Raw genomic sequence first — 5,731 nt, 5'->3', positions numbered from 1 at the left:
GTCCTATAATACCTGCACGTTGTCGTTATTATCCGACATGCTCTAATTATGGCAAACAAGCTTTAACATGGCATGGCGCTCGTAAGGGTGGTTGGTTGCTTTTAAAACGTCTTAGCAGGTGTCACCCATTAGGTGGGCATGGCATAGACTTTGTACCCTTACCCTTAGCTTCTTATAACTATCAATACATATCTTTTACTGATGTATTAAATACTGATAATCAGGGTTTAGGTGTCTATCGAGACAATAATAGCTATGTTTCACAGCTTAATCATTTGATGAAATCAACATAAAGTCGACCTCTTTAATCTCAGGTAGATCCATTATTAAGTTACCCACAAGTTATCCACACTCTTGGTATCATTTGAGACAGATTTTTAGTAAAATGATGCACATTTTATGTAAATGACTACTAATTCAGTTGCAATGTGACAGGACAGCTGTGTAGGTCAGTCATGACACATGCCCTAATTTTTCATTCCCTAATTTTTTAATCTAGGAAAGGTTTATGCAAAAGATATTTCGGGTGATGATCATCATTGCGATGCTAATTACCGCTTATCTGCTGATTTTGGCATGGCGAGATGATTATGCCGATGCTCCAGCTGTAGATGCGGTGCCAGAAACTGCGAGTTCGGTAGGTGCTGACATTCCTTCTACTACTGGTGCAGCAGGTGATATCCCGGTACAGACATTACCTGTGGATAACAGTGCCGTGACAGCGACTCCTGCGAAAAACGCTGGTCTAATCACGGTAACAACTGATCGCTATGATATAAAAATCAACCCAGAAGGTGGTGATATTGTTTATGCTGCGCTCAAGCAGTATGACGCAACGCTCGATAGCGATAAGCCTTTCGTATTGTTAGAAAACAACAGTAACCGTGTGTATGTGGCTCAATCTGGACTTATTGGTCAGAACGGTATTGATACAGCAGAAGGTAGAGCGACTTATAGCCATACTGCTAACAATTATGTGATGGAAGATGGACAGCAAACGTTGTCAGTGCCGCTTACTTATAAGAAAGACGGCGTGACGATTACCAAGACTTTCACTTTCACTGAAAATAAATATCCAATCGATATTAGTTATCAGATCCAAAACGCGTCTACCAATGCTTGGCAAGGTCAGATGTTTGCGCAATTAAAGCGTGATGATAGTAAAGACCCTGGTATGTCTGATAAAGGCGCGCTGAGCATGGCGACTTATCTAGGCGGTGCTTGGGGTACACCAGATGATCCTTATAATAAGCTAAAATTTGGCGACTTTAGTGATGGTGAGTTGACGACGACTAGCGATAAAGGCTGGGTTGGTATCGTACAACATTACTTTGTATCTGCTTGGACGCCTGAAAACTTCACTGGCAAATTCTTCACTCGTGAAACAGGTAGTGATTACTTTATCGGCTTCAATAGCCAACCAGTGAACGTAGCACCAAACAAACAAGTTACTTTAAATGCAACGCTGTATGCAGGTCCAAAAGTTCAGTCTGAGCTAAAAGACGTTGCTGTAGGCCTTAACAAAACAGTTGATTATGGTCTGCTATGGCCAATATCAAAGGTCTTGTTTGCTATCTTGGAAGGTGTGCATAAGGTTGTTGGTAACTGGGGTTGGTCAATTATTTTACTGACTATCTTAGTAAAAATTGCCTTAATGTGGTTCTCTAATAAGAGCTACTACTCGATGGCTAAAATGCGTGCCATTGCGCCGAGACTCAAAGTGCTCAAAGAAGAGCATGGCGATGATCGTATGAAAATGTCGCAAGAAATGATGGCGATATACAAAGAAGAAAAAGTCAATCCGATGGCAGGTTGTCTACCAATCTTGATGCAGATGCCTATTTTCTTGGCTTTATATTGGGTGTTGGTAGAGAGTGTTGAGTTGCGTCACGCACCATGGATTTTGTGGATTCAAGATTTGTCAGCGATGGATCCATGGTTTATCTTGCCGTTGCTAATGGGTGCGTCAATGTTTGTACAGCAGCAGTTGAATCCGCAGCCAGCAGATCCGATGCAAGCAAAAGTCATGAAGTTCTTGCCGATTATCTTCACAGCATTCATGCTGTTCTTCCCAGCAGGTTTGGTTTTATATTGGACAGTCAACAACTTGTTTAGTATGACTCAGCAATATATCGTCAATAAGAAAGTCGATGAAGAGCAGAAGCGTCGTACGGTAAAAGTGGTCGATTAATTAGTTCTTTTTTAGAAACACCAAAAACCATCGCGCAAGCGGTGGTTTTTTTATAGGTGGTGGATAAGTGGTAAATGTTATCCACAGCTTATCAACATTATCCACAGTTTATAAATATTGAAACGAAAATATGTCTGCTGCGGCTACCTTTCAAAGTTTGCTTTGTCAGTATGAGTCCAGACGTCTATAATGGAGCTTTTAAATATTGAGAGTCATTGTGGATTCCTTAGAGACAGCATTAGCCGTACCTAATTCTTCTGAAAAGTCTAATACATCTGGATTAGCCACAATTGCTGCGATTGCAACGCCGCTCGGGCGAGGGGGTGTGGGTGTCATACGTCTATCAGGCAGCCGTGCTTACGATATGGCATGTGCTCTAACAGGTAAATCTGCTTTTACCCCGCGGATGGCCAGCTTTTGTCGTTTTTATCAAGCTAATGGTACTGTCATTGATGAGGGATTGGTCTTGTTTTTCAAAGGTCCGCATTCATTCACAGGTGAAGATGTGATTGAGCTGCAAGGGCATGGTGGTGTTATTTTACAAAACCAGTTGCTCGCGCGAGTTTTTGAGCTAGGTGCCAAGCAAGCAAGTGCAGGAGAGTTCTCTTACCGTGCCTTTGATAATGATAAATTGGACTTAGTGCAGGCCGAAGCGATCGCTGATGCAATTGATGCCACCAGTGCTGCCGCCGCCAGTAGTGCGATTCGTTCTCTGAGCGGTGAGTTTTCACAAAAAATTAACCAGCTACTAGAACAACTCATTCACCTTCGTTTACATGTTGAAGCAGCGATTGATTTCCCTGACGAAGAAGACGTCGACTTTTTGTCTGATGGTGTCATACAAAGCAAGCTTGAGCAGACGCAAGATAAGATACAACAAGTCTTAGCAACGGCAAAGCAAGGTCAGCTTTTGCGCGATGGTATCCATGTTGTGCTAGCAGGTAGGCCAAACGCAGGTAAATCTAGCTTGCTCAACCGCCTTGCAGGGCAAGAGCGTGCTATCGTGACTGATGTCGCTGGTACTACACGTGATACGCTGCAAGAGACAGTTGTGCTCAATGGTTTGACACTACATCTGACCGATACGGCAGGCCTACGCGAGACAGAAGACACTGTGGAGCGTATCGGAATCGAGCGTGCCCGTACTGCCATCACGCAAGCTGATATGCTACTGATGGTCTACGATGTGACTCGCGATGTTGAAGAAGAAAGTACACCGTTACAGCTTGCTGAACAGTTATTTGGTGAACTGCCAGAAGCCAAACGCTTACTAATCATTGCTAATAAGAGCGATTTATTGAGCGATAATAGTAGTGAAAAAAGTGCTGCTATGACCCAAGCTGAGATCAAGAACAGAGGTTATCAGCAAGTCAATGTTTCATGTGAAACAGGTATTGGTATTGATGATTTAGTTGAAGCACTATGTGAGAAAGTAGGCTTTCATCCACCAGAAAACAGTTTAATTGCTCGTACCAGACATTTAGACGCGCTTAGACGGACAGCTAATTTCTTGGCAGAAGCCCATGAGCAATTAACGGTATTCGAAGCGGGTGAATTGGTTGCTGATAGCTTACGTCAGGCACAGCAGAGCTTGGGCGAAATCACAGGTGAGTTCAGCGCCGATGACTTATTGGGTAAGATATTCGGCAGCTTTTGTATTGGTAAATAACGGGTAAATGGTGTTCTTTATTATTCAATAAATTAGCTATATTTAAAACACTGTTCTTATTCTCAATCGTAAAATAAGGAAATGCTATGCACTGTCCGTACTGTAATGCGTCAGAGACCAAGGTTATTGACTCACGTCTTGCTGCGGAAGGGGCACAAGTGCGTCGACGCCGTTCGTGTAACAGCTGCCAAGAACGTTTCACGACTTTTGAGATGGTAGAAGTTGTCATGCCAAGGATTATCAAATCAAGCAACAAGATTGAACCTTATGACAACGAAAAGCTGCGCCGTTCTATTTTACTACCCTTACAAAAACGTCCTATCACTATCGATGAACAAGAGGCAATGATTAGTCGTATTGAAAAACGTGTTAGGCAAATGGGTGAGCGAGAAATCAGTAGTAAAGTACTAGGTGAAATCATCATGAGTGAGCTCAAAACTTTGGATGATGTCGCCTACGTACGCTTTGCCAGTGTGTATCGCGACTTTCAAGATATCGATGCATTTCATCAAGAAATTGCCAATATTCGTCCAAATGAAAAATAAGTGAAGCAAGCTTTTAAATAAGCCCTAGTTGATAAGTGATTCCTAATTACTAATCAGAATTACCAATCAGCTTTCAAACCTTATTTTCTTATATAGAATCTTCAACTATTTATTAAGCCTAGCCATATGTCTATTCAAAGCCATGCTCAAGATGCACAAGACCGCTACTTTATGATGCTTGCTATCGAACAGGCAAAGCGCGGTTTGTATACTACTAGACCCAATCCTGCAGTGGGCTGCGTTATTGTTCAGGCAGAGCAGATTGTTGGTCAAGGGTTTCACCCTAAAGCTGGTGAGCCACATGCAGAAGTATTCGCGCTTAACGAGGCTGGTACACAGGCAGCAGGGGCAACTGCTTATGTTACATTAGAGCCATGTAGTCATACGGGACGTACGCCGCCATGTGCGTTGGCATTAGTTGCTGCTAAGGTAAAGCGAGTTGTGATTGCAGGTCTAGATCCTAATCCGCAGGTCGCAGGTCGCGGTGTGAAACTATTAGAGCAAGCTGGCATAGAAGTGACAGTCGGTGTTCTGACAAGGCAGGCAGAGGCACTAAACCGTGGTTTTCTAAAAGCCATGCGTTCTCAGATGCCATATGTACGATTGAAAATAGCGACCAGTCTAGACGGTCGCACAGCGATGGCATCTGGCGAATCTAAATGGATTACCTCAACAGCTGCTCGCGAGGATGTACAAAAACTACGAGCACAAAGTGGCGCAATTATTACAGGCAGTGAAACCGTAATAACTGATAACCCACAGCTCAATGTACGTTCAAGACAGCTGGACGTGCCACCTGAGAAAGTACCTAATCCTAAGATAGTCATACTTGATAGGCGTCAGCGTTTAAAGCACAGCCTACAGTCTGATTATCAGCTGTGTCGGCATCCAGATACTATCTATTGGCATGAAGATAATTTGCCGGCGTTGTTGGCTAAGTTAGTCAGTGAGCATCAATGCTACGACGTGTTAGTAGAAGCAGGTGCTAGTGTTGCAGGTAGTTTTTTGAGTCAACAGTTGGTAGATGAGCTAATCGTGTATCAAGCACCTTGTTTACTTGGTGAACAGGCACGTCCAATGGTTGATTTCAATCCTATGTCCCTTGCTCAGCAGTTACGGTTTGATATAGAAAGTCATCAACAGCTTGGTCCAGATCTCAAATTAACCCTATTACCTTTATAAATATTCTTCGTATAAATATGTTGTCCACAAATCATAAGAATAAGCTTAGAATGTGGATAAAATAGTAATTGATTTACGTGTTTCACATGGAACTGTGTATAACTTTGTTTCACATGAAACAGAAAAGATGTTTATATATCAATT

The 5,731-nt window shown here is 42.7% G+C and carries 5 protein-coding genes; all 5 read left to right on the top strand.

All coding sequences use genetic code 11. From position 1 onward, the window contains the following. On the top strand, nt 1-293 hold a 293-nt coding region (gene yidD / locus JMY00_RS13325), incomplete at its 5' end, for a membrane protein insertion efficiency factor YidD (protein ID WP_201580513.1). Between the two features lie 215 nt (nt 294-508). Next, on the top strand, nt 509-2,191 hold the full coding sequence (gene yidC / locus JMY00_RS13320; protein WP_201580512.1) for a membrane protein insertase YidC: 1,683 nt from the start codon (nt 509-511) through the stop codon (nt 2,189-2,191). A gap of 289 nt (nt 2,192-2,480) precedes the next feature. Next, nucleotides 2,481-3,860 (top strand): tRNA uridine-5-carboxymethylaminomethyl(34) synthesis GTPase MnmE, encoded by a 1,380-nt coding sequence (gene mnmE / locus JMY00_RS13315; RefSeq protein WP_201580514.1) that lies wholly within the window; start codon nt 2,481-2,483, stop codon nt 3,858-3,860. Between the two features lie 86 nt (nt 3,861-3,946). Beyond that, nucleotides 3,947-4,405: a transcriptional regulator NrdR gene (gene nrdR / locus JMY00_RS13310; RefSeq protein ID WP_057762240.1), complete on the top strand. Its 459-nt coding sequence runs from the start codon at nt 3,947-3,949 to the stop codon at nt 4,403-4,405. 126 nt (nt 4,406-4,531) lie between these two features. After that, the gene (ribD, locus tag JMY00_RS13305; protein WP_201580511.1) at nt 4,532-5,587 is read left to right on the top strand and encodes a bifunctional diaminohydroxyphosphoribosylaminopyrimidine deaminase/5-amino-6-(5-phosphoribosylamino)uracil reductase RibD; all 1,056 of its coding nucleotides are present in this window, start codon (nt 4,532-4,534) and stop codon (nt 5,585-5,587) included. The last annotated feature ends 144 nt before the right edge of the window (nt 5,588-5,731 follow it).

This window comes from Psychrobacter sp. Pi2-52 (assembly GCF_904846705.1).
GTDB lineage: Bacteria > Pseudomonadota > Gammaproteobacteria > Pseudomonadales > Moraxellaceae > Psychrobacter.
Note: the sequence above shows the minus strand (reverse complement) of the source record. Positions and strands in the feature narration are given on the sequence as shown.

Excerpts from the sequence above, each read along its gene's own strand:
- yidC (WP_201580512.1), top strand. The coding sequence starts at position 509 with ATGCAAAAGATATTTCGGGTGATGATCATCATTGCGATGCTAATTACC.
- nrdR (WP_057762240.1), top strand. The coding sequence starts at position 3,947 with ATGCACTGTCCGTACTGTAATGCGTCAGAGACCAAGGTTATTGACTCA.
- ribD (WP_201580511.1), top strand. The coding sequence starts at position 4,532 with ATGTCTATTCAAAGCCATGCTCAAGATGCACAAGACCGCTACTTTATG.